The sequence below is a fragment of the Desulfosediminicola flagellatus genome (assembly GCF_005116655.2).
Classification (GTDB): domain Bacteria; phylum Desulfobacterota; class Desulfobulbia; order Desulfobulbales; family Desulfocapsaceae; genus Desulfopila; species Desulfopila flagellata.
Genome location: NZ_CP050698.1, coordinates 2813849 through 2837326, shown reverse-complemented (window position 1 = coordinate 2837326; position 23478 = coordinate 2813849). Strand labels below are relative to the sequence as shown.

Here is a 23478-nt window from a genome sequence, read left to right as displayed (position 1 = left end):
CTGTAAAATCATGATACCATAACCTGTGGTCGTCAGGTGCTTGTTTACCTGTCGTATCTGTTGATTACACGATACAGGGAAGGTGACTATGTCGCTATTGAAATGGGATAAGGAGTTTGCTCTTGAGCAGGCAGCAGAAGATGAGGAGTTGTTAAATGAGCTTCTCGACATCTTTAAAACGTCTTTTCAATCAGATATTCTGCGCATAAAAGACGGGATCAAATCTTCAGATGCACAAGTTGTTGCGGCTGCAGCACATTCAATCAAAGGAGCTGCTTCCAGCTTGGGAATTGAAGGTATTACTGAAGTAACACGGCGAATTGAGGATGATGGGAAATCAGGAAGTATCGAAGAGGCTGTACATCTGATACCGCAGCTTGATCATATGCTGCAGGAAATAATGAATATGACCCTCTAGAAGCAAAAGGCAATTATTTGCCGGAACGCCTAAAGGGTTTACTTCAACATACCGGTAGTTTACCAGAGCAGTCCGTTACCCATACCTTTTCATTTTTTGCCAAATCTGTTGCTTTTCCAGTATTCTGTACAGGCTGGACGCGTGCACAAGGAATTAGCCCAAAGGTAAAGGACTGAGTGCTTCTGAAGCACTCAGTCCTAATCTCTTCAACCTCAGTCCTTTTGGCCTATTTTTAGGACCCTAACGTAATCTGTAAGGTTGAGGTTTTGACGTATGGGTGATAAAAGTCCTAGCGGGTCAACTGCCTGTATTTGATCCGATGAGGCTGGTCAGCTTCTGCACCAAGACGGGCTTTTCGATCTTTTTCATAATCGGAATAGTTGCCTTCAAACCAGACTACCTCCGAGTTGCCCTCAAAGGCAAGAATATGTGTGGCCAATCTGTCCAGGAACCAGCGATCATGGCTGATGATAACCGCGCAGCCGCCAAAATTCTCTAAAGCTTCTTCCAGTGCCCGTAGGGTATTAACATCAAGATCGTTTGTTGGCTCATCAAGAAGAAGGACGTTGCCTCCTTCTTTTAACATTTTTGCCAGATGAACACGATTTCTCTGTCCACCTGAAAGTAATCCCACCTTCTTCTGCTGATCTGATCCTGCAAAATTGAACTTCCCTACATATGCTCGACTGTTGACTTCACGAGTTCCCAACCAGATAGTATCCTGACCTTCTGAAATTGTTTCATAGATGGTTTTTTCAGGATCAAGCGAATCCCTGCTCTGATCTACGTAAGAGAGCTTTACAGTTTCACCTTTACGAATCGTACCGGCATCAGGCTGTTCCTGTTCGGTGATCATTCTGAACAATGTTGTTTTACCAGCTCCGTTAGGACCGATAACGCCGACAATGCCTCCTGGAGGAAGGTTGAAATTCATTTTGTCGACAAGAACTCTGTCGCCATAACTCTTTTGCACCTCAGTGGCCTCAATAACAACCTTACCAAGACGTGGTCCAGGTGGGATGAATATCTCAAGGTCTTTCTCAAGTTTTTCAGTTTCCTGCCCCATGAGTTTTTCATAAGCGCTGATCCTGGCCTTGGATTTTGAACGCCTTCCCTTGGGGGACATCTTGATCCACTCAAGTTCGCGCTTGAGGGTTTTACGACGACTGCTCTCAGTCTTTTCTTCCTGGGAGAGACGCTTTTCTTTCTGCTCAAGCCATGAAGAGTAATTACCTTTCCACGGAATTCCAACACCTCTGTCAAGTTCAAGAATCCAGCCTGCAACATTGTCGAGGAAGTATCTATCATGGGTAACTGCAATCACGGTTCCCTCATACTCCTGCAGGTGGTGCTCAAGCCATGCGACTGATTCAGCATCAAGATGGTTTGTAGGTTCGTCAAGCAAGAGGATGTCTGGTCTTCTGAGAAGAATTTTACACAATGCTACACGACGTTTTTCACCACCGGATAACACTCCGCAAAGACTGTCCGCTGGAGGACATCGCAGTGCATCCATGGCCATATCGAGGCGACTGTCCAGGTCCCATGCTGACATGTTATCGAGTTTTTCCTGAACCTTGGCCTGGCGGTCGATTAGATCCTGCATCTCATCGTCAGTCATTGGTTCAGCAAATTTTTCGTTAATTTCGTTAAACTCGTTGAGCAGGTCAACGGTTTCCTGAGCGCCTTCTTCAACAATCTGGCGGACTGTTTTTTCCGGATCAAGTTGAGGTTCCTGTTCAAGGTAATCGACTGTAAGGCCTGGAGATAAAACAGTTTTGCCGTTGAATTCGGTATCTATTCCTGCAAGAATTCGAAGCAGGGTACTCTTACCCGAACCGTTAAGTCCGAGAACACCGATTTTTGCACCGTAGAAGTAAGACAGCGATATATCTTTAATGACAGGTTTGTTGTCGTAATATTTTGATACTTTCATCATCGAATAGATGATTTTTTTATCGTCGGTACTCATATGTTTCCTTTGTAAGGTTCATGTTCGTTTCTTCGGCGAATTTGTCGAAGGTGTCATTTGTAGTGTGAAACGATCATACAAAAAAAAATGGCCATAATCAAACAAGAGATTATGGCCATCAACAGCTATGTGGAGAATTATGGTAAATTTACCCTTTATTGCTCTCTTTATCGTTCGACGATGCAGCTAATATTGCACCAGCCATTCCAATTAATCCAACATTGCGAATGGATTTCGTTGCAGAACGCTTCAGTGAAGCAAGCATTGCGCGTCGTCGAACCATACCAAGATCGGCAAGTTCGGGTGTTGAAGTGTCGAACAGCAGGCTGATATCCTTTGCTTTACCATAGTAAAGTGAATTCGGCCCGAGATTGCCATCAACAGGTTCAATACCTTTGGCACCATTCTTTACATATTGAGATACTTCAGATTTCGGATCTGAAAGATCACCGAAAATACGAGCACCGGTAATACAGGTCTGAACACAAGCTGGTTCAGAGCCAGCTTCAACCCGTGGCTTACAATATGTACATTTATCAGCTTTACCGTCTTCTGATACATCATCAGTAAGATCGGGATTGATATATCGTGCATTGTATGGGCAGACATCTACACATGCGCCGCAGCCTAGACATCTGGCTTTATCAATCTGGACTGTGCCGTCAAAAGGATCTTTCCATGTAGCTGCAACTTCCTCAACGACTGTTTTTCCAGTTTTTGCGTCTATAAACGTTACCTCTTCTGTGTCTGCAGGACACTCAGGTACACATACAGGATCTGCACAGTGATTGCATAATCCGGGGTAGTATGTTGAAGCCATTTCACCTTTCACAAGTGAAGGGCCGAGACGTTTAACCCAGTTTCTGCCGGATTCAACAGGAACCTCCCACTCCGCCTTGCAGGCGATGGTGCAGGCGTGGCATCCGACACATTTTTCAAGATCTATTATCATTCCGTATTGCATTACGTCCTCCCTGAAGACTTAAAATTGCGATGGATGAAAGTTATGCCGGAATGTCCAGCACTTTGCCGTCCTTAATGAGTTTGACAAAGTTATTTCGCATGCCATGGGCACCTGTTTCCGGGTCTACTGCAATTTTGGTAATCAGGCTCTGATCATCGACCCCGGCATTGACGGCAACACTCAACAACGGATTGACTGAACCATAGCCATGAGCCATATAGACTGAGTCTTTTCTGATGCCTGGAGTTACTTTGAGGGTGGTTGTTGTTCGCGATTTAAAGCCCTCGCTGTTAACCAGTCCGACAACATCTCCGTCTTTTAGGCCAAGCTTTACAGCAGTTTCATCGTTTATCCAGACAGGATTTTCAGGCATGGCGTAATGAAGCCATGCATTATTCTGGGTCCGATTGAACGTATGCACCGGTACGCGACCATAGAGTAGTCGTGCGTAGCCAGCTGGTGGTTGATCTATTGGTATATAGGTCGGTACGCCCGGGAAGCCTGCATCTTCGATGTCCTCGTTATAAAAGAGCACTTCGAAGTCCTCAGGTACTCCATATGGATCTTTTCCGTCCTGTAAATGTATTCCGCCTTCTTGGGTTATCTGTTTGAGACTTAATCCGGCGACCTCAAGGGTTTTTTCAACCAGCTCTTCAACCGATTTTACAGGGATTTCATCTTTATGGCCAAGACCTGTAGCGATTGCGTTGGTAATGAAAACCTGATCTTTGCGCTCGAACATAGGTTCGACAAGCGGAAGTCTTGCAGCGATGTATTGCTGATGTTTCTCAGAGAAGTCCCATTGTGTACCGGTCTTAACCAGATCATGCCGTTCGAGATAACTTACTTCAGGAAGAAGGATGTCAGCATACATTGTTGCATCTGTTGGCATAACATCAACACACATGACAAAGTCCATCTGGCGAAGAACATCTTTCATCTTCTCCTGACCAGGAATGGTCTGAATCGGATTTTGTCCCCAGATAACACAACCTTTGATTGGGTATGGTTTGCCAGTAAGAGCAGCATCCCGTATCAATTCGGTAGGTGTCCCAGGAGGGGTGAAAGGGTGACGCATTTCCTCATCTTCATCGTAGTTGAGGTTATGCTCGGTATCATGTTCGTGCTTAGCCCAGCTTACTTTGCCAACTTTTGGAGTTTTTCCCGGTACCCAGCCGCCCTTAACATAATATGCACCTAAAAGACCGGTAAGGCAGGCAAGCGATCGCTGTCGCTGAAAATCGTTGCCATACCAGGATACGTGTCTGCCTGGATGGATGGACACATTAGGGGCATTGACTGCAAGCATTTCAGCTACCTGCTTTATTTCATCCGGGGTTATATCACACTCTATTGCTGCCTTCTCAAGGCTCCAGTCTTTGATGCCTTCAGTGAATTCTTCAAATCCGTCTCCATATTCTTCAACGAACTCTGCGTCATATTTGTTGTTTTTAACGAGATAGTTCATCACAGCAAGGAGAAAAGCGGTGTCTGTGCCTGGCTTGATTTTAATCCAGATATCAGATTTTGCCGCAGCAGCGGAGTAGCGTGGGTCGACAACTATCAGCTTTGCACCGTTTTGCAGGCCCTTGGCAAAATTCTTAACATGAGAGACGTGGATGTTTTCACCGATGTGTGAACCAAGCAGAAAAATCGCTTTGGAGTTTGCCATATCCACTTTCTCACCAGGTGCCTTGCCTATTGTCGCAAGATACGCAGTATCACGAATACCACGACACTGGAAAAAAGAGGCTTCACTGACGTTATGGGTTCCAACGGTTCTTTCAAAGAAATGCATTGGATATTTGGCGGTAGAGCCATGCGGGAATACACTGATTCCCTGAGGGCCATACTTGTCTACAACACCTTTAAGGCGGCTTGAACATTCTGCCAGTGCTTCATCCCAGCTGATACGTTTCCAGACAGGTTTTCCTCTTTCACCGACATTTTTAAGTGGGTATTTAAGTCTGTCTGGATCGTATAGTAGTTTTATGCCAGCATTTCCACGGGCACAGATTGATACGCCGTTATCAATAGATTTTGGATTACCTTCAAGCTTTATAAGTCTGCCTTCACGCTTTTTGCCGATAAGCTGACATCTCCAGAAACACATTTCGCAGATTCCACCCGAAACAGTCTCTTCATTGAGAGAACCTTTAGCTTCAAGTGGAGATTGCGTAAATCCCGTTTCAGCAGAAACAACTTTGGAAAGCGGTATGGAAACAGCTGCCAAAGAGGCGGATTGAAGAAATCTACGCCTCGTCAAGTTGAATGCCATGTTCGTCTTCCTCCTTCGTTAAATAATCAATGAATTGAACAATTACAGAATAAAACGGATGCGTTGTTTCTTGTCTTACTCTGGCATGAAATTTCGAAAACCATGGTAGGAATATAGTTTTAAGGAATTCTGTCTCTGCAGCTTCATCGTTATTCTCAGCGAGCAGTGAAAGAAATTCAAGTTGATAAATTATGTGATCAGGCAGATCAGTACCTTCTTTCAGCATATATCCATGAGATTTATAAAAGCTCATGGTTTTTTCGGTGTGCTTTCCAAGTAGGGATTTATCGAGATATACAGATCCATAGGGTGGAGCAACGACATGGGGAAATCCATTAATAAAAAGCCGTGTATACTCTATCTGCAGGGCTTCAAGTGGGTCATTATCTGTACTGAATCTTTTTTGAATTGCCTCTTTTTCTTTCTGAGCGTCGAGCGTATCGAGAAGGATGAAAAGACTTTTTTCGTATTCAGCTGTAAGCCAACTGCGATCGGGATACTGAAGGCTTTGAGCACAAAATCTATATATTACGTTGATTTGGCTTGATATGCTATCTGTCATATATCGTATATTAATGGTTGTTGTTCAATTGTGTGTCATTCGTATTATTGACACAGCGTATTATAAGCAAAAAGCAAAGCTACATACGAGTACCCTATCTGTCAATTACCACTAAGTGGGAGGTTAGGTGTGGTATAAGAAAAAAGTGAGTATTTGCACATAATTGCCTTGTTCAATAAAATTTATATAATGAAAATAGGCAAGTAAAAAAAGCGTGTAAGAATATAATGAAAAACTTAAATATATATTTTGAAATTAATCAACCATTTTTTCTAAAGCTTTACTAAAACTGTACCGAGACAGAATAGTCACAGGTGTATCCGGACAGTCATGGAGGGCCATTCGGGTATCATTTGCCACAAAAGATGCCAAGGAGGGCGTATCATGATTATCAGTGACTCTTCCATTCAGCTCTCTTCCGAGCGTAAGTCAATAGAAAAACATACAATTCACGAGTCTCTTAACGTTTGGGGGGGTAATGCAAAAGCCTTTGAACGTGATGAAGACGATGTATCTCAAACTAAAATCGAGAACACGATCATACAACAGGCAGATATGGTGCGATTGTCTGCAAATAGCAACAAAGGTAGACCGCAACGTGCATTGGTAACTCCTGTAGAGCATGATCAGATAAAATCAGCAGATTTGAATATCATGATATTACGATCCATGATTGAACGGATTACTGGCAAGGTAATAGATGTTCATATTCCTCAGGATGGTGTGTCGCCACAGGAAGTAGGTCAGGATATAGCATCTAAAAATGCTGGAAGTGTGGAACCGGCAATCCTTGGGAATGGATTTGGACTTGAATATGATTACTACGAGTCTCATTATGAGTATGAGTCAACGAGTTTTACAGCTGAAGGAATCATTGCCACAGCAGATGGACATGAGATAGATTTCAATGTGCAATTGAATATGACACGTGAATTCATGACTGAGCAAAGTATCAGCATCAGAGCCGGAGAGGCATTAAAGGATCCATTGACTATCAATTTCTCTGGCAATGCTGCTGAACTCACGCAGACAATGTTTGAATTTGATATTGATATGGATGGTAGAGATGATCAGATAGCTTTTGTTAATCCCGGCAGTGGTTTTTTAGCCCTGGATATGAATATGGATGGGCAAGTAAATGATGGCAGTGAGCTCTTTGGGCCTAACACAGGCGACGGATTTGCTGAACTGGCAGAATACGACTCAGATGGAAATAGATGGATCGATGAGAATGATTCAATCTTTGAACATCTTCGCATTTGGACAAAAAACAGTGAAGGTGCAAACCAGCTCTTCTCTCTCGGGGAGAAAGGGATAGGGGCAATTTACCTTAACCATATAGATTCCCCTTTTGCTTTAAAAGATAAAAACAATGAATTGCTGGGTCAGGTACAGAATACAGGCGTGTTTGTTAAGGACGACGGAACTGTCGGAACGATTCAGCAGATAGATCTGGCTGTATAGTATCAGTTAAAACGACACAGAAAAAATACGGGGGCATTCGTTTAATAGCGAAGTGCCCCTTTATTTTTTAAGAGAAAGAGATAATACCCGTTAACTTTGCCAATGAGGTTTTGGGTCTCGATATACGGCGCGTGTCTACCTTGGGCGAGTGATTTTGTGTTCTCGCCGGCGTTCCATGCAGATATCACAAGTTCTAACTTTCCTTCAAACTTGTAGTTGTATTTTGCTATCAGGTAACAGGTAAGAAGTATATTTACTGCTGGGTCAAACAAATCTTCATTCGAGATGTTTTTAAGTGAAGCCTGTGGGACATACTTAAATAGCTTTTTGGCATTGTATAATTCACGACCAGCCTGCTGACCTGTTGTTAAAATTATCTGGCCGAGACCAAAAGCTTCCTTGTGTGATACGGCACGTGGGTTTGCCGAAGATTCAGCTAGAATAAGTGCTCTTATAAAGTCAGCGCTTACTTTGTGATTGGGCTCGAAATAACTAAAACTCGTAAAATAGTCTATGAGGTAGTCATAACGTTGAAGGCGGTTCATCGCATCTTCAGACACAGAGGTCGACTGATATTTATTGACGTACGTAAAGAGGTCTGCATTTGCAGGAGCCGAAAGGATAATACCAAGGATTATCCATGCTGATGCCCCTGCAAAAAACAGTCTATTACCATACAAACCCATTATTTATCTTCTCTGTAATTCAGGTGAAGACAGGAAGCTGTGAATAACTTTATGCATCAGGTATGGGTCCTGACTACCAGTCAATTCTCTTATGGAGTGCATGGATAATGTTGGTGCACCAATATCAATGGTTTCTATCCCGAGTTTTGCAGCAGTCATAGGACCAATTGTGCTTCCGCAGGGCATACCTGTCTGCATAACAAATTCCTGAACCGGAACATCAGCCTCCCTGGCTATGAGTTTAAAGAGTGCCGAAGATTTGCAGTTTGTTGCGTAGCGTTGATTGGCATTATTTTTAATTACCGGGCCGCCATTTAAAATAACATTATGATTAGGGTCAGATTTTTCCCTGAAATTTGGATGAATTGCATGAGCATTATCAACAGATATAAAGAGAGAGTTTCTAAGGGCTATCTGTCGTGTTTCAGGAGCCGGGATGAGTCGTTCGAAAATGTTTTCAACAAATGATGATTGCGCACCGCTTGTTGAGGTCGAACCATTTTCCTCATGATTGGTACAGAGAAAAAGTGTATTGCGCTGACCCCCTGCATCTCCCATCGCACTCGTTCCAACAAAACAACTCAAAAGGTTATCAAGTCGGCTGCAGGTAATAAATTCGTTATTCAAACCTAGGTACGAGGCTTTTTGATGGTCATAACAGAACATGTCAAAGCCGAGAATATCTACGATTTTTGCTTGAGGATATTGCTCAGAAATTCTGTTTTTCAAGACGGTTGTAAAATCAGGAAGTTGGTCTTCTAATGTCTGGGCAAAGAGGGGAGGAAGGAATTTTTGTTTATCAATGGGTCTTCCGTCATTTGCTTCACGATCGAAATGGATTGCCAGGCTGGGGATGGTAAGCAAAGGACGTTGAAAATCGATGAGATATTCACAGAGTTTTCCTGAGCCATCAGTACAGCATACACGTCCGGCCAGGCCCAGGTCGCGGTCAAACCACGGGTTAAGCAACGGACCGCCATATATTTCGACACCGATTTGTAAATATGGTTCAGACGCAGTGTCAGCTGCAGGCTTTACTTGAAGGCCAGGGCTATCAGAATGGCTACCGATCATTCTGAATCCACTTTCAGGATTCTCTTCGCTACCGAGTGTGAAGGCTGCGAGTGCACTGTCGTTTCGTATTACAAAATACGGTTTCCCCTTTTCCAATTTCCAGTATTGGTTCTCGTATAACTCTGAGAATCCTTTTTGCAGAAGGAGGGTGCGAATCTCGGAAACTGCATGAAACGCCGTTGGAGAGTTGTTTATGAAATTAAACAGACCTGTATTATATTCCTGGTATTTTGTCATGTTGGGTGGATGGGTTCGTTGAAAGGGGCGTGGAAAATGCACATCCGGGAAGGCGGTGCATCAGATGAATTATCCTAAGGCCTGGATTGCGCTGTACGCATCAATCATTGCCCGTCGAGTTATTGTGCTATTATCTATGATATTGGCGCTTGAGGCAGATTCACTTGGACTGTTTTGGTCTGGAGATTCGCTATCAGCATTTTCACCGGTGTCAACATCTCCGGGTTTCGAAACGTCATCAATCGATTCACTATTTTGTTCAGTGAGTTCCTGTCGTGCCTGTGCGGCAGTAATCGCTGCCTGTGCGGCTATCTGTCTATCAGCATTGGAGGGTTCAGCTGGAGCTAAAGCAGCCTGTTGAACGGCAGTCATCTTCTGAAGTGTTTCTTCTGGTGTTGCTTCTTTACTTACGTCAATAGGTACCTCGCCGCCAACTGCATAGCGGTTGCCATCCGGTCCCTGCTGATAGGTGAAACTTGGGCCGCCAGCCGCATATTGACCTGCTGCAGCCAGATGTGCCTGTTCGTGAATACGAACTTCTCGATCACGTGATTTGAGTTGCTGGAGTTGTTTTTGTTCTTCAGCTGTCAGGGCTGTATTTTGTTCGGCGTTAGATGCCTCTTCAGACTGATCCTGGGGATTGGAAGTTTCCTGTGCCGCCTGACGGCCTTCTGGCGATAAACTGACTTTATCTTCCGGCCCTTTATCGCGCGTATCTTCGCCACGTGTACTGGGTTGGGGGCCAGTAGTAGATTGTGCGGCACCTGAAATGACTTGGATACCAGCAATTAGAGAACTGCCTGTTGATGAAAATACGTCCATTATATAACCCTGCTGTAATACCAATTATCCTTAGATTATAATGCGGCCGGGCGATAAAGGCAATCTTCCTTTAATTCCGGCGTGCACCATAATTATCAACATTTGAGCAGTGTGAAAAAAATAACATGTAACGTCTATGTTAACGCTGGAAAAGATTTCCCAACTCTCCGAGAACTGATCCTTCGCCACTTGTTGAAAATCCAGCATTATTCTGTGGCGAAGATTCGTGGATTCTGCCTGCCAGTCGTGAGAAGGGCAGCGATTGAAGCCATACATGACCAGGTCCTCTCAGAGTAGCAAAAAAGAACCCTTCCCCACCAAAGAGTGCAGACTTTACTCCGCCTACGAACTCAATGTCATAACGTACTGTCTGGGTTAATGCCACAAGGCAACCGGTATCTACACGCAGTGTCTCTCCTGCCTGGAGCTCCTTCTCTACGATTGTTCCACCTGCATGAACAAACGTAAGGCCGTCACCTATCAGATTCTGCATGATAAAGCCTTCACCACCAAAAAGAGCTGTTCCTATCTTTTTTTGGAATTCAATTCCGATAGCAACGCCTTTGGCAGCACAGAGAAAGGCATCTTTTTGGCAGATAATTTTGCCATTATAATTGCGCAGATCAAGTGGAATAATTTTCCCTGGATAGGGAGAAGCAAAAGCTACTTTGCCTTTGTCCTGGCCGTTAAAAGTAAAAACTGTTGTAAATAGGCTCTCTCCCGTGATGAGCCGTTTACCTGCCCCGAGCATTTTATCCAGGAGACCATCGGAAGCAGATGCGTTGCTTCCGTCACCAAAGACTGTTTCCATGGTGATACCGTCAGTCATATACATCATGGCTCCAGCCTCAGCTACTGCACTCTCCTGCGGGTCGAGCTCAATCTCGACAAACTGCATTTCTGAGCCAAATATTTGGTAGTCGATTTCATGGGCAATAACTCCCACAGGTCCAGGAGGTGGAGGGGTTGCTGCTGTGGATTGGTTATCTAATTCCTTTGCCTGAGAAATCTGTATCCAATCCTGATATCCTTGTCTCCAAACAAGTGTTTCCTGATTGTATATCCCCGTCTGGAGTCCTTGAAGAATCTGTTGGGAGGAAAATGGACCATGCTGCTGACCGTTAACCGCTATGTACCAGTTATCCATATCAAAACCGTTATCTGGGTAGCAATACCTACATGTATTTTTCTTTAAGCTCGTAAAGTGTGTCGAGGTAGGTATCTTTGAGTTTAAGCTGGGCACTGCTATTCTCCAACTCACTTATGAGAGTGGTGATAGCAGGTTGAATATCTATCCCATGTCTGTTTGTCCCTCGATTATTTGCTTCATCAACTATAAGAATGGAGTAATAACTGACAACCATACGAGAAACTGAATCTCTTCTAAACAGATAGAGCCTGCCACCCATGGTCGTGAGAAAGAACCCTGCGTAATCATATAGCGATTCCTGATCAAGATTAAGCGAAAATTCTTCTGCGAGGTAGGCAGCATCTTTAGTAAGTATATAATAATCAGCAAGAACCTCCTCGAAAGAATCTTTCTCTTTAAAGAGTATCGCTTTTATTGTGAATATGTTTTTCTTTCCAACAATTCGGAAAAAATGTGCAGTGTTTTGTAAAATATTGAAAAGGTCGTCTGTTTCGCCAGAAACAATAGGTGGATTATCAATCACCTTCTGAATGAGTTTTGAAAAATAAACCTTGCTAGGCGTATTGATGAGGGTGGGTTGCATATAATCCTGCTCATCAAGATGCGAGTAGAAAAGTTCAAGGTCTGTCAGTGCCCGTTGACTTTCAGCCCAGAGTTTATCATTCAGGGCAGATTCCTTAAGTGAGTCAAATTTGGGATTTGGTTGCTCTGGGGAATCAATTACTGTAAAAAAATCAGATTGGTCGATTGATTCAGTTTCCTGCTGATTTTCAGTTTTCTCTGGCAGTACCTCGTTTTCAGTATATACCTGAGCATTCTGTAGATCTGTATTTTCGCCGCCGACACTTGTTTCAGGAAGGGTAGAGGGCTCAGTAATAACAGGCGTTTTTATAGTTTTCTGTTGATATTGAAAATATATAAATCCTGTAGCTACTACAGCGGAAATAATAAGGAAATAGGGGAGTGGTGAGGCGTTTTTTTTCTTTCTCTTTCGCCGGGGGCGGGTTTCTTGTTCTGATAACTTTTCGCTCATAGACAATTTCCAGTGATGAGATGTGTTAACATTCTGATACTAGGAGAATATATACCAGCATTGCTGCAAAGTCACCATTAAATCCTGCACCGGCTGGATTATAACAATTGCTATATATTCAGCATGTTATCTGTTTGGTTATTTGCGTTGAATAAGCAGTATAAACCACTGTTTTTTCTGCTTGACTCAGTTGAATGAAGACACTATGTTAAGCTGTCAATTTTTAATGAAAAACCGCCTTGTAGGGCTTTACGTATTTTTATTTAGTAGTTTAAATTTATTAACTTAATTTATTGGAGGACTCAAATGACAATTTGTGTAGTAGGACATTCTAATCCGGATACCGATTCAGTAACAGCTGCAATTGCGCTTGCAACCCTTTTGAACGCACAGGGTCAGGACGCTAAAGCTTGTATGCAGTCTGTAGCAGCAAATCTCAACCCAGAATCAGCTATGGTTATCGAGCGTTTTGGTCTGACTGCTCCTGAAGAAATCACTGATGCAGCTGGAAAACAGGTTGCACTTGTAGATTTCAGTGATATCGCTCAGGGTCCTGCAGGACTTGCTGACGCTGAAGTTGTTACCATCGTAGACCATCACAAAATTGGTGATGTAACTACTAACAACCCAATCCTTTTCAGAGCAGAGCCTGTTGGTTGTACCGGTACCGTTTTGAACAAAATGTTCAAAGAAGCTGGCGTTGCTATTCCTAAAAATGTTGCAGGTGGTATGCTCGCAGCTATTCTTAGTGATACCGTAAATTTCAAATCCCCTACCTGTACAGAAGATGATAAAGTTGCTGTTGCGGAGTTGAAAGAAGTTGCTGGCGTTTCTGACACTGAAGAACTCTTCATGGCTATGCTGAAAGCTAAATCTTCTGTAGACGGCGTTCCTGCAAAAGACCTGCTTTTCCGTGACTACAAAGATTTCGATATGAAAGGCAATAAAGTTGGTGTTGGACAGCTTGAGCTTGCTACTCTTGATCAGGTTGCAGATATCCGTGAAGATCTGATGAAAGCAATGGCAGAAGTTAAAGCTGATGGACGTCACTCTGTTCTTCTTATGCTTACCGATGTTGTTAAAGAGGGAACCGATCTCGTTGTACTTTCCGATGATCCTGCACTTGTTGAAGGCGCATTCGGTGGTAAACTTGAAAACAGCTCTATGTGGGTTGAAGGTATGATGAGCCGTAAAAAGCAGACCGTACCTAATCTGCAGACCGCTTTTGGTTGCTAATACTGTTGTAAATGTTTGAAGATTAACTGATTACTTCAGGTAATCTTCAACTGTTCTGAAGGGGAGCATGAATTTCATGCTCCCCTTTTTTTTGTCTTTTTGAGGTGTTTTCTATCCAGATAGTCTGCAACTACTTGCAGCTAAGATGCTGTAAGGCGGTATTAAAATTGAACGTATTATCCATTTTAACGGTGTGACATTGTCTGCAGACAGATTCGTCAATAGTGCGAAACGTGTTCTCTTGGCCAAGGCTATCCACATGGCTCTTTCCCGGGCCATGGCATGATTCGCAAGTTACACTTTGCAACTGTTTCGGGAGTCCTAGAAGATATATGTCATCATTCTGGATTGAATTCGATTCCATCTTGTGGGTGACGTGACAGCCGAGGCACTCAAGATTATAGTGCTGATTTTTTAATTCCAGAGTGGAATATGCTCTTGCGTGGTCTGAATTTTCCCATGCTGTATATTGCTTGTCATGGCATGTTGAACAACTCTTACTTCCGGCAAACTCAATATAATTATCATGAGAAGGTGGTTGTAATGAGGAGGTGTAACGTGTCACCTGGCTTTTGCTTATTTTCTTATTAGTTTTTGAAATATGTTTTTTTAGTTGAGCAGTCAGGCTGGATATCTCACTGTTTTCCGTGATTTTTGATGATAAGGCACGAAACCTGTAACTAAATGTTGATGTCAGTTGCTCATTACTGTTTGCGCTAAAAGCCGCGAGATGTTTTTTTTGATCGGTCATCATCGTTATCGCAGTCTTATTTTTCTCAATATCTCTTCTTAGATCCACTATTTGGTTTTGTAAATCATGTTCTAGTTTGGCAATGATAGTAGATGTATTCTGCTCAGTGTTTTCCCATATCTTTAGTTCCGGTGACCAGTCAATCTTTAGAATTCCAAGATATTTCCCTTTAGTATGCGTCTGAGTGATGATGGTATTGTTGAACAATTTAGGAGGCTTATTTCCACTTCGATTATTTGCTGAAATTATAAGGTGTAGTTGAGGATACTTTGCTGCAATGTTTGCATTCTGTTCATCGTCAAGGTTGGAAAGCAGTAGTATGAAGTCGCAGGTTCCTGAAAGTTTCTTGATGTGATCCGGCAGTACATCCTGCCATGTTGTTGCGGTGAAACCTTCCGGTAATTGAGCTTTGTACGAGGTTATGCCGATTATGCCGATTTTTCCATTGGAAGTCTGTTGAATAATCCAGGGCGGGAAAAAGGGTTCGTTATCCGCTGTCATTATGTTTGCAGATACCCATGGACTACCCTTTAAGACAGATTCTCTCAGATATTCAATTCCACCAGTAAGGTCAAGTGGCCCGACGGCCATTGCTGTATATTCCATGGTATTATAGATATTTAGGATGGCATCTGCTGTCAGCAAATCCTGAGTTCTTACGTTAGAAGAATTGTTACTGCTAAAGAGAATGTTTCCAGAATCCAGAAGCAGGTTTGTTGCTGAATTTTTGCTGAGAGTCTCTATGAGATATGCTCTTCTGGACAGCCCGCCCAGTTGATTCGATTTTCATCCACAAGGATCAACTTCACCTAAAAGATTGGTAGTGTGAAAAATCTGGAAATTTGAGGCGAGTGCAGTTGAGTATGATGGTGCTGCAAACATTCCTAGAGATAAAACAATGGCCGAGAATACGAAACGAAATTTTGTATACATAAATGGATAGGTTGAATGTGAAATTTTAAAGTCATTGTTGTTTCAAGTAGTAAGCGTTATCAGGCTAACATCCTTTAAGTCACTCTTCTAGAATATTTTGACGATCAGAATAATTATTATAGGCCGGGGTGATGTCTATCAAAATATCCCAATGATTTTTTCTGGTATATCTATGCAACTAGGTTGATAATGCAATAACTGTGTCAACTTGAATCAATCGTATGAGGGTGCTACTATTGAGTTGCGACATGGTTTTGTATTTTCGATCCTTTTGAGGAGTGATAGCATTTCTTCAGGTGCCTGGATAAATCTTGTGGAGTACGTGATTCTATGATCACCCGAAAAATACTTGTTGTTGATGATGAAGCACTCTTTGCAGATTCATGCAGAACGATTCTAGGCAATCTTGGGTTTAATGTGTTTTGTGCACATACTGGCGAACAGGCTGTTGAGCTTGCTGAGAAGATCAATTTTGATTTGACGTTGATTAATGGGTTGCTTGCTGGTGCCAATGGGCTGGAAACATTCTCAATGTTGCGCCAGATGGAACCAAACCTGATCGGGATTCTTATAACCGGGCATGCAGATTTGCGTATGGTTATTGATGCGATGAACACAGGATTTAATGGTGTCCTTGAAAAGCCGGTCGATGCGGTTAAGTTAATAAATTCAGTTCAGGAAGCACTTTCTGTAGCTCATTTACGTGAAGAAAACACGCGACTTAAGACGCTTTTCCCACTATATCAGCTCGGCCAGAAATTTATGTCGGCGATATCGCCTGAACAGGTTTACAGTGAGTTAGTTGACGCAATACATAAAGAAATACGTGTACCCTGTGTCTCGGTGATGATTTATGAAAGTACGAGTGAGAGCCTGAAGATCGTAGCTTCGCTCGGCATTAAAGAAACCATAGCAAGTGGTGTACGTCTAAAATCAGGCGAGAAAATTGCCGGATGGGTGTATGCCAATGCTAAGCCAGTAATACTCAATCGACGAACCCAGAACAACACACCATTTTCAGAATACCTAAAGCGCAAGGATATTGCCGCGTCGATTTCATTCCCGCTAGTAATTCGGGGAGTAGTGGAAGGTGTTGTCAATATAAGTCATAACGATACAAAAAAAGAATACAGTCAAGCAGATATAGAAATGCTCTCTGTAATTTGCAGCCAGGCTGTGATGGCTCTTGAAAATGTAGCTGCATTACAGGAAAGGGAAAGAGCGATCAAGCTAAGAACTCTTTTTGAGCAATACGTTGCTCCTGAAGTAGCTGAGTTTTTGCTAAATCAGAAAGAGAGCATGCTTGATGTCGGGGAGGTTCGAGAGCTAACAGTTATGTTTGCCGACATCAGAAATTTCACAATGCTGGTGCAGCACATCTCTTCAGAACAGTTACGTATTTTTTTAAATCAATTTTTTGAACTCTTTGTTGATGCAGTATTTGCAGCGAGAGGAACGCTTGATAAGTTTATGGGAGATGCCGCTTTAGTACTTTTCGGGGCACCAGTGCCGATTGAAAACCCTGGGAGATCTGCTGTAGAAACAGCCATTAAGATCCTTCAGGGTTTTGAAAATCTTCAACGCCAATGGAGTGAGGAATCATCCTGGTTTAAGAAGATAGGCATAGGTATAGGTGTATCGAGTGGTGAAGTCTACCTGGGAAATGTAGGGTCTGAGCAACGACTGGACTTCACGGTAATAGGTACCGATGTAAATATCGTGCAGCGTCTTGCTGCTGAAACCGATACTGGTAAGATATTGATCACCGAGAGTATTAAGAATGTTTTAGACGATTTCTATGATGTCAGTGATGAGGGGCCACGTTTGTTACGAGGCCTTGAACAACCTATCCAAGTCTATTCAGTACTGCCCTCCGATAAAGTATAACCGGCATTGCCATTATCTTTTTTTGTTCTAAGCTCAACTGATTGAATATACATTTGAAAAACACCAAATCGAATGTTGGAGTGTTGTTCATTTAAAATTTAAACGAGCCCTTTTTGTCAATATATTTTCTGTAGCTGCAGTGTTAGAAGCCACTTGTGGTGGCTTACATAAGTGGCATCGCCTGTGCCTGACCTGCGAAAAAATGTATTGATGATAAATGCGGGTTAGTTCTGAATTACAATTACCTCACTCCACCCACTGTCTTATTTATCCTTTACAATCAGGTATTCTTCTTCATTGAAGGTGATAATATCGCCATCAATAATTTTTTTTCCGCGCTGGCATTCAATCTCACCGTTAAGGAGTATTTCTCCATGTTGAATTCTGATCTTTGCTTCAAAGCCATCCTGTACCAGATTCGCAAATTTGAGCAATTGTCCCAAGCGTATAGGTAATTCATTTACTTCTATTTTTTTCTGTGTGTTCATATTCGATATACTATGTGAAAATAATGTCGTTTGTTTATGTAAGGTAGTCAGCTAGCAGGCTGTCCGAGAATAGGAAATTTGGTTAAAATCGAGACATTTACAAAAAATAAGCACAGCCATATAGATGATATCGGAGTCTTCGCTTACCTGCGAGCATTATTTTTTGTAAATTCCGAAGAGTTTGGGCAGATTGCGTAGACATCGAAAGGCGATTGTCGGACAGCCTCCTGGGAGGGTGATCGAAAAGAGCATCCCTCCACAACTCGTCGTCATTTTTTACAATAACAATTCTCTAAATATCAGACACATATCTCCGTTTGTTATTATCAACAATTCTCGATTTGAGAAGAACTGTCTATTCTTGGACACCCTCCTGGTGTCTAAATAAAATGTATTGGTGGTTAGAACTCAATTTTATCGTGATTGCAATAGGCGAGTTGTATTGTTGCAATGTGCCATATTCTTGTGGAAGAAATGAAGTGAAGTGAGGGGATTGTTTTTAAGCTGTTCGGAGAGTGTAGGTATATAAAACTCTAGACATTATACGAAAAGTAAACTAACTAAAACGCTGTTAACTAATTACTATAAAATAATCAACATCAAGAAATAATGCAGAGAAATATCCTTACAGAGCTAAAAGAACGAAGAAGCGTTCGAGAGTTTACGAGTGATGCAGTTTCGGAAATAGATTTAATGACTGTTATCGAAGCGGGTAGCTGGGCTCCATCAGCTGGGAACAGTCAACCCTGGAGATTTGTAATCATCAGGGATAAGGGGATTATTTCACTCTTATCAGAACTTACTGTGTACTCGACAATAGTTGCTGAGTCGCAGGCTTTGATTGCTATTTTTCTTGAATATGATTTGGAATTTGATGAAGTCCAGGCGCAGCAATCAGTAGGTGCAGTAATGCAGAATATGCTTCTTACTGCAGATTCTATAGGGCTGGGAGCTGTATGGCTTGGCGAAATCAGAGAAAATGGAAAATCTGTGAACAGGGAGTTGGCTATTCCCGAACAGTATGAACTTGCAGCCATGATGGCTATCGGCTATCCTGCACACAGAAACCAGAAATCACACAGAAAAAACGTTAACGATTTTATACTTAAACAGATTGGAGGTTGATACATGAAATCAGCTATACGAACATTCTCTCTTGCCTGTATGATGGGTCTCCTGGTACTTGGCGGATGTACAGGATCATCCTCCTATAACGGATCCTCATCTACAGAGATGTCTCCGACTGATCTCGGGCCGATGTCAACTCAGGTTGGAAACTTTTCAGATATAGAGTTGCCAGTCGATATGAAATGGATAAACGATGAAAGCATGGCTATCAAAACTGACTCGTTTGAAGGTGGTATTCTCACCTATAGCGGCAGGGTTGAAGTAAGCTCGCTCAAGCAGTTTATCGTTTCAACAATGGAAAATCGCAAGTGGAAGCTGGTTGGCGAAGCTCAGTCAGACAACATTCTTCTTGCTTTCACCAAGCCGAATAAAACATGCATGGTCGTTTTAGAAGAAGGTTTTGGTGGAAAATACGGTTACACAAAAGCTACGTTGTATGTAACAGTTGATGTTGCAGCAGCCGGTAGACTCAATCCGTTTGGTGAACCTGTTAATTAGTTTTGTAGCGTTGAGTATGGTCTATTCAGTCGGGAAGCCTGTGATGGTTTTCCGGCTGTTGTTGTTTTGATGTGTAGCTGAATTAACCGCACAACTGAAGTATTTCTTCGATTTTCTTCTGGTCGTACTCCCTCATTCTCCATACCTTTGCCAGTGGCAGGGCATTCTCGGCAAGTCGTGGGATTTCTGCGGTAGAGATACCAACTTCGCCAAGTGTTGTAGGTGCACCGGAATTTGTAAGCCATGTGGTTAGGATTTGTATGCCGTGTTCTGATACTTCTTGCGGCGTTCCTGTAATACCAAAAATGCGGCTGAAAAATTGACTCATTCGCTCGGGAATGTGTTTTGCCTGATAGCGAAACCATGCCGGAATGATGATGCTTAATCCGGCACCGTGAGGAATGTCATGTATTGCAGAAAGGGAATGTTCGATCAGGTGCATAGGAAAACCGACTTTGCCAAGCCCGGAAGACGATAGGCCGTTAAGAGTGAGGGCAGCGGACCACATGAGTGATGACCTGGCCTCATAGTCTTCTGCATTCTTTAGAGCATTGTCGCAACTTTCAAGTATCGCCATAGCAAGGCCTTCCATATAGCGATCCTGAACAACTGTACCGTTTTGTACAGATGTCATGTAGAATTCGAGAATATGGGCGAGTGAGTCAATTGCTCCATATGCTGTCTGTTGAGGTGAAACCGTGTAAGTGGTTTCAGGGTCCATGATAGCAACTTTAGGAAAAAGCAACCTGTGTGCAAAACCAAATTTTTGCAAAGTATGTTGGTTTGTCAGGACCATTCCCGAATTCATTTCCGAACCGGATGCAGCGAGTGTACTGATTGCAATTAACGGGAGAGCATTTTTTACACTCTTCTTACCTGTAAAGAATTTCCAGACATCATGTTCAACAAGAGCGCCTGCGCTAATAGCTTTTGCCGAGTCTATGACAGAGCCACCACCCAGGGCGCAAATGCAGTCAATTTTCTCGCTTTTAGCGATTTGAATTCCTTTTCTAACATGTTCAACTGTTGGATTAGCCTTAGCACCCCCATGTTCTACAAATTCAATTTCTGCTTCAGTCAGAGATCCTTTAACCGTATGTAACAAGCCATTTTTATTGGCTGAATTCTGTCCGTAGATAAGCAGCGCACGTTTTCCATAAAAAGCGAGTTCTTTTCCTGCGTGTTGTATGGTTCCTTTCCCAAAGAGCACTTTGGTGGGGTTATGGAAAACAAAATTATGCATGTGTAGTTGGGGAAGATCTATCCCTTTTCAGGGATTCAGTTTTTTAGTAAATGAATGGACAAGCTTGATAAACTCTTCGAGTGATAATGACTCAGGGCGGACGGTCGGCTGAATTCCGGCCTCAAGGATTGTTTCTTCAGTCAGTCGCTTGTTAGTCTGCTTGTCTATACTATCCGATTCGAGGAACAATGAAGCTGAAGAAAGGGTGTTGAGGATCGTTTTACGACGTTGATTAAACGTTGTTCTGACAAGTTTTTGCAACATCCTGTAAGAGTAAGGTGTTCCATCAGCGGACTTGAGAGATTGTGTCGAAAAATCAATACGTATTACAACGGAATCGATTTTTGGACGTGGGTGAAACTCTCCGGGTTTTAAGGTCATTAATTTTTTAATAGAAGCACAACATTGCAGCAGTATCGAGGGAACACCGTAGTCTTTGGTGTTTGGGACAGCCATTAACCTGTCTCCAACTTCTTTTTGCAACATGATTGTTGCTGAAGAGACATATTCGCGATTTTCAATGAGCTTAAAAATGAACGGATTGGAAATGGAATAGGGGAGGTTTGCCATAATCTTTAGCGGGCCTCCGCAAGTCTTGGCTAATTCAGCAAAATCGGTCTTGAGTACATCCTGATGAATGAGGGTGACATTCTCGGGCAGATCTCCTTCCTCTTCATGAAAGCGAACAAGACCGCTGTCAATTTCAAGCCCAATGACTTTTTTTGCCCTCTCTGCAATTGGCTGGGTTAAAGCGCCAAGGCCAACTCCAACCTCGAGTATGGTGTCATTTTCTGAAACATTACCTGCCCGAACAATCGCCTCTGCAGTATTTTTGTTTACAAGGAAGTTCTGCCCAAAGCGTTTTTTGGGAGCAAGGTTATGTTTGTCGAGGGAGTTTCTGGTCTCTCCGTATCTTGTCATGATATGCGTATATATGAATGTATCTATTAGTGGAGGATGCGCTTTTCGCATCTCTTCTTCTTTATCGCGAAGAAAAATCGTAGCGACATGTAATAACTGACTATGGTGAAGGGTAGAGCCAGGATGCAGCCTCCAACGAGGAGAACAGCAATTGCTTCGTAGCCCAATCCCATTATAATCTGCATTGAATGGGATAATGATTCCGGTGATAGCAGAATATCAAGTGTAGTTCTTATCTTATCCCAATTAAGATGATATGGGGTAACCATATTCCCGATGACAAGAGAGAAATAATATATCGGGAAATATGTTAGCGGATTACAGACCAGCCAACTACTGAGAATTCCGGCTACTGTAGATGTTCTGGTTAATAGAGTGAAGGCAATTATAGTGACGGTATGCAAAGGAATTGTAGGGGTAATACCAATAAATACGCCTATGGCAAATCCGCCTGCAAGAGCATATGGATTCCCTTTCAATCGTTGAACACGCCGATAATAATACTTACCAATTCGCTCTAGTTTCATAGATTACGGTTCTTAACCCAATATTGATCTAGAGTAAACATCTTCCTCCGGCATCATCGGACCAAATGCATTGAATTTGTGATAACCGGCGAGAGCTATCATAGCACCGTTGTCTGTACAAAATTTCGGGTGAGGCACATGGAAGTTAAGATCATTTTTGCCGCAGATCTCTGAAAAAACTTCTCGTAATCTGCTGTTGGCAGAGACACCCCCTCCAAGAACAACCGATTTAACCTTATGCTTCTTTGCAGCTCGCACTGTTTTTACTGTAAGAACGTCGACAACCGCTTCCTGAAAAGATGCGCAGATATCTTCAACCCGCAGGGGGAGATCTTTTTGTTGCTGCTGATTACAATGGTTAAGGACGGCTGTTTTCACACCACTGAAACTGAAATCGAGGGAATCTTCCTCTAGCCAGGCACGAGGAAATTTAACAAATTTACCATCACCGCTGGATGCATATTTCGAGACGTGTGGTCCACCGGGGTAGGGCAGTTGCAGGAGTTTTGCCACCTTATCGAAAGCCTCGCCAGCAGCATCATCCCGTGTTCGTCCAAGGAGTTGAAACTCTGTAAAACTCTTAACCAGGAAAATTGAACTGGTTCCACCTGATGCGATCAGTGCGACATATGGAAATTCGACAGTGTGTTCAAGAAATACAGAAAGGAGATGGCCGCTCATGTGGTCAACTCCTATGTAGGGCGTATTGCTCTGGAATGCGAGAGACTTCGCAAAAGAGAATCCGACAAGCAGGGAACCTATGAGTCCCGGCCCCTGTGTTGTGGCAATTAAATCAATATCGTCAAGCGTGATATTAGCTCTGGCAAGTGCTTCAAATACAATAGGATGGATGTTTTCAAGGTGGTTACGTGAGGCAAGTTCGGGTACTACCCCACCATAACGGCTATGTATTTCATCCTGACTGCTCAGTACGTTGCTGAGTAATTTATTGCCGTCTTCAATAACAGCGGCTGCAGTGTCGTCACAAGAACTTTCAATTCCAAGTATTCGCATGGTGCGTGTATCGTACCTACAATGTTGTTGATCGAATCGTATCGAATCGTATGGGTGTTTCCAGCTGGTAAAAATGGGCAAACATATTGAACCCTGCCCATAAAGTCAATGCCGCTGGGAGGATTCAATATAATTATACAGCTTCACCACATAGACAGTATGTCCTTACGACACGTTCTGCAACGCAACCAG

21 protein-coding genes are annotated in these 23478 nt (G+C 42.8%); 6 read left to right on the top strand and 15 right to left on the bottom strand.

Annotated elements, in window-relative coordinates; translation table 11 throughout:
* Positions 1-88 precede the first annotated feature (88 nt).
* On the top strand, positions 89-418 hold the full coding sequence (locus tag FCL46_RS11850; protein WP_136808337.1) for an Hpt domain-containing protein: 330 nt from the start codon (positions 89-91) through the stop codon (positions 416-418).
* 289 nt (positions 419-707) lie between these two features.
* Here FCL46_RS11850 and ettA read toward each other — a convergent pair whose 3' ends face one another.
* From ettA to FCL46_RS11830, 4 genes are all read right to left on the bottom strand, one after another.
* The gene (gene ettA, locus FCL46_RS11845) at positions 708-2390 is read right to left on the bottom strand and encodes an energy-dependent translational throttle protein EttA (protein WP_136808336.1); all 1683 of its coding nucleotides are present in this window, start codon (positions 2388-2390) and stop codon (positions 708-710) included.
* A gap of 148 nt (positions 2391-2538) precedes the next feature.
* Positions 2539-3354 carry a 4Fe-4S dicluster domain-containing protein gene (locus FCL46_RS11840; RefSeq protein ID WP_136808335.1) on the bottom strand — a complete coding sequence of 272 codons (816 nt, stop codon included), beginning with the start codon at positions 3352-3354 and terminating at the stop codon, positions 2539-2541.
* A gap of 40 nt (positions 3355-3394) precedes the next feature.
* Positions 3395-5632, bottom strand: coding sequence for a molybdopterin-containing oxidoreductase family protein (locus tag FCL46_RS11835; protein ID WP_136808334.1), 2238 nt, complete (start codon positions 5630-5632; stop codon positions 3395-3397).
* On the bottom strand, positions 5607-6194 hold the full coding sequence (locus FCL46_RS11830; RefSeq protein ID WP_136808333.1) for a TorD/DmsD family molecular chaperone: 588 nt from the start codon (positions 6192-6194) through the stop codon (positions 5607-5609). The genes FCL46_RS11835 and FCL46_RS11830 overlap by 26 nt, the downstream gene beginning before the upstream one ends.
* A gap of 384 nt (positions 6195-6578) precedes the next feature.
* On the opposite strand from FCL46_RS11830, the gene FCL46_RS11825 reads away from it, so the two are divergent.
* The gene (locus FCL46_RS11825) at positions 6579-7658 is read left to right on the top strand and encodes a VCBS repeat-containing protein (RefSeq protein ID WP_136808332.1); all 1080 of its coding nucleotides are present in this window, start codon (positions 6579-6581) and stop codon (positions 7656-7658) included.
* 41 nt (positions 7659-7699) lie between these two features.
* On the opposite strand, the gene FCL46_RS11820 is transcribed toward FCL46_RS11825, so the two are convergent.
* From FCL46_RS11820 to FCL46_RS11800, 5 genes are all read right to left on the bottom strand, one after another.
* The gene (locus FCL46_RS11820; RefSeq protein WP_136808331.1) at positions 7700-8344 is read right to left on the bottom strand and encodes a lytic transglycosylase domain-containing protein; all 645 of its coding nucleotides are present in this window, start codon (positions 8342-8344) and stop codon (positions 7700-7702) included.
* A 3-nt stretch (positions 8345-8347) separates the two neighbouring features.
* A complete protein-coding gene (locus tag FCL46_RS11815) occupies positions 8348-9655 on the bottom strand; it encodes a M18 family aminopeptidase (RefSeq protein WP_136808330.1) in 1308 nt (435 codons plus the stop codon).
* A 69-nt stretch (positions 9656-9724) separates the two neighbouring features.
* Positions 9725-10477, bottom strand: coding sequence for a putative metalloprotease CJM1_0395 family protein (locus tag FCL46_RS11810; protein WP_136808329.1), 753 nt, complete (start codon positions 10475-10477; stop codon positions 9725-9727).
* Between the two features lie 139 nt (positions 10478-10616).
* Positions 10617-11624 (bottom strand): TIGR00266 family protein, encoded by a 1008-nt coding sequence (locus FCL46_RS11805; RefSeq protein WP_136808328.1) that lies wholly within the window; start codon positions 11622-11624, stop codon positions 10617-10619.
* A 28-nt stretch (positions 11625-11652) separates the two neighbouring features.
* Positions 11653-12660: a hypothetical protein gene (locus FCL46_RS11800; protein WP_136808327.1), complete on the bottom strand. Its 1008-nt coding sequence runs from the start codon at positions 12658-12660 to the stop codon at positions 11653-11655.
* 306 nt (positions 12661-12966) lie between these two features.
* On the opposite strand from FCL46_RS11800, the gene FCL46_RS11795 reads away from it, so the two are divergent.
* Positions 12967-13896: a manganese-dependent inorganic pyrophosphatase gene (locus FCL46_RS11795; protein WP_136808326.1), complete on the top strand. Its 930-nt coding sequence runs from the start codon at positions 12967-12969 to the stop codon at positions 13894-13896.
* 130 nt (positions 13897-14026) lie between these two features.
* On the opposite strand, the gene FCL46_RS11790 is transcribed toward FCL46_RS11795, so the two are convergent.
* Positions 14027-15421, bottom strand: a complete 1395-nt coding sequence (locus FCL46_RS11790; RefSeq protein WP_267313784.1) for a UshA-like (seleno)protein — start codon at positions 15419-15421, stop codon at positions 14027-14029.
* Positions 15422-15910: 489 nt separating this feature from the next.
* Between FCL46_RS11790 and FCL46_RS11785 the strand changes: the two genes are divergently transcribed.
* Positions 15911-17467, top strand: coding sequence for a response regulator (locus tag FCL46_RS11785; RefSeq protein WP_136808324.1), 1557 nt, complete (start codon positions 15911-15913; stop codon positions 17465-17467).
* Between the two features lie 263 nt (positions 17468-17730).
* Here FCL46_RS11785 and FCL46_RS11780 read toward each other — a convergent pair whose 3' ends face one another.
* Positions 17731-17955: an RNA-binding S4 domain-containing protein gene (locus FCL46_RS11780; protein WP_136808323.1), complete on the bottom strand. Its 225-nt coding sequence runs from the start codon at positions 17953-17955 to the stop codon at positions 17731-17733.
* Between the two features lie 609 nt (positions 17956-18564).
* Here FCL46_RS11780 and FCL46_RS11775 point away from each other — a divergent pair.
* Together FCL46_RS11775 and FCL46_RS11770 are read left to right on the top strand one after the other, a co-directional pair.
* Complete coding sequence (locus FCL46_RS11775) at positions 18565-19080, top strand: nitroreductase family protein (RefSeq protein ID WP_136808322.1); 516 nt, start codon at positions 18565-18567, stop codon at positions 19078-19080.
* 3 nt (positions 19081-19083) lie between these two features.
* Complete coding sequence (locus FCL46_RS11770; protein ID WP_136808321.1) at positions 19084-19581, top strand: hypothetical protein; 498 nt, start codon at positions 19084-19086, stop codon at positions 19579-19581.
* A gap of 82 nt (positions 19582-19663) precedes the next feature.
* On the opposite strand, the gene FCL46_RS11765 is transcribed toward FCL46_RS11770, so the two are convergent.
* Genes FCL46_RS11765 through tsaD form a run of 4 tightly spaced genes read right to left on the bottom strand, consistent with a single transcriptional unit; the run spans position 19664 to position 23286 of the window.
* Positions 19664-20824, bottom strand: a complete 1161-nt coding sequence (locus tag FCL46_RS11765) for an iron-containing alcohol dehydrogenase (protein WP_136808320.1) — start codon at positions 20822-20824, stop codon at positions 19664-19666.
* A 27-nt stretch (positions 20825-20851) separates the two neighbouring features.
* Positions 20852-21745, bottom strand: coding sequence for a 16S rRNA (adenine(1518)-N(6)/adenine(1519)-N(6))-dimethyltransferase RsmA (rsmA, locus tag FCL46_RS11760; protein WP_136808319.1), 894 nt, complete (start codon positions 21743-21745; stop codon positions 20852-20854).
* A 26-nt stretch (positions 21746-21771) separates the two neighbouring features.
* Positions 21772-22272, bottom strand: coding sequence for a DUF2062 domain-containing protein (locus FCL46_RS11755; RefSeq protein WP_136808318.1), 501 nt, complete (start codon positions 22270-22272; stop codon positions 21772-21774).
* A 12-nt stretch (positions 22273-22284) separates the two neighbouring features.
* Positions 22285-23286 (bottom strand): tRNA (adenosine(37)-N6)-threonylcarbamoyltransferase complex transferase subunit TsaD, encoded by a 1002-nt coding sequence (gene tsaD, locus FCL46_RS11750; RefSeq protein WP_136808317.1) that lies wholly within the window; start codon positions 23284-23286, stop codon positions 22285-22287.
* Positions 23287-23478: the final 192 nt, after the last annotated feature.

What these genes read in the sequence shown, in the direction of transcription:
- FCL46_RS11775 (WP_136808322.1), top strand. Translation starts at nt 18,565, where the DNA reads ATGCAGAGAAATATCCTTACAGAGCTAAAAGAACGAAGAAGCGTTCGA.
- FCL46_RS11795 (WP_136808326.1), top strand. Translation starts at nt 12,967, where the DNA reads ATGACAATTTGTGTAGTAGGACATTCTAATCCGGATACCGATTCAGTA.
- FCL46_RS11830 (WP_136808333.1), bottom strand. Translation starts at nt 6,194, where the DNA reads ATGACAGATAGCATATCAAGCCAAATCAACGTAATATATAGATTTTGT.
- FCL46_RS11780 (WP_136808323.1), bottom strand. Translation starts at nt 17,955, where the DNA reads ATGAACACACAGAAAAAAATAGAAGTAAATGAATTACCTATACGCTTG.
- FCL46_RS11755 (WP_136808318.1), bottom strand. Translation starts at nt 22,272, where the DNA reads ATGAAACTAGAGCGAATTGGTAAGTATTATTATCGGCGTGTTCAACGA.
- FCL46_RS11825 (WP_136808332.1), top strand. Translation starts at nt 6,579, where the DNA reads ATGATTATCAGTGACTCTTCCATTCAGCTCTCTTCCGAGCGTAAGTCA.
- FCL46_RS11805 (WP_136808328.1), bottom strand. Translation starts at nt 11,624, where the DNA reads ATGGATAACTGGTACATAGCGGTTAACGGTCAGCAGCATGGTCCATTT.
- FCL46_RS11800 (WP_136808327.1), bottom strand. Translation starts at nt 12,660, where the DNA reads ATGAGCGAAAAGTTATCAGAACAAGAAACCCGCCCCCGGCGAAAGAGA.
- FCL46_RS11840 (WP_136808335.1), bottom strand. Translation starts at nt 3,354, where the DNA reads ATGCAATACGGAATGATAATAGATCTTGAAAAATGTGTCGGATGCCAC.
- FCL46_RS11765 (WP_136808320.1), bottom strand. Translation starts at nt 20,824, where the DNA reads ATGCATAATTTTGTTTTCCATAACCCCACCAAAGTGCTCTTTGGGAAA.
- FCL46_RS11835 (WP_136808334.1), bottom strand. Translation starts at nt 5,632, where the DNA reads ATGGCATTCAACTTGACGAGGCGTAGATTTCTTCAATCCGCCTCTTTG.
- FCL46_RS11820 (WP_136808331.1), bottom strand. Translation starts at nt 8,344, where the DNA reads ATGGGTTTGTATGGTAATAGACTGTTTTTTGCAGGGGCATCAGCATGG.
- FCL46_RS11810 (WP_136808329.1), bottom strand. Translation starts at nt 10,477, where the DNA reads ATGGACGTATTTTCATCAACAGGCAGTTCTCTAATTGCTGGTATCCAA.
- FCL46_RS11815 (WP_136808330.1), bottom strand. Translation starts at nt 9,655, where the DNA reads ATGACAAAATACCAGGAATATAATACAGGTCTGTTTAATTTCATAAAC.
- FCL46_RS11770 (WP_136808321.1), top strand. Translation starts at nt 19,084, where the DNA reads ATGAAATCAGCTATACGAACATTCTCTCTTGCCTGTATGATGGGTCTC.
- FCL46_RS11850 (WP_136808337.1), top strand. Translation starts at nt 89, where the DNA reads ATGTCGCTATTGAAATGGGATAAGGAGTTTGCTCTTGAGCAGGCAGCA.
- rsmA (WP_136808319.1), bottom strand. Translation starts at nt 21,745, where the DNA reads ATGACAAGATACGGAGAGACCAGAAACTCCCTCGACAAACATAACCTT.
- FCL46_RS11785 (WP_136808324.1), top strand. Translation starts at nt 15,911, where the DNA reads ATGATCACCCGAAAAATACTTGTTGTTGATGATGAAGCACTCTTTGCA.
- tsaD (WP_136808317.1), bottom strand. Translation starts at nt 23,286, where the DNA reads ATGCGAATACTTGGAATTGAAAGTTCTTGTGACGACACTGCAGCCGCT.
- ettA (WP_136808336.1), bottom strand. Translation starts at nt 2,390, where the DNA reads ATGAGTACCGACGATAAAAAAATCATCTATTCGATGATGAAAGTATCA.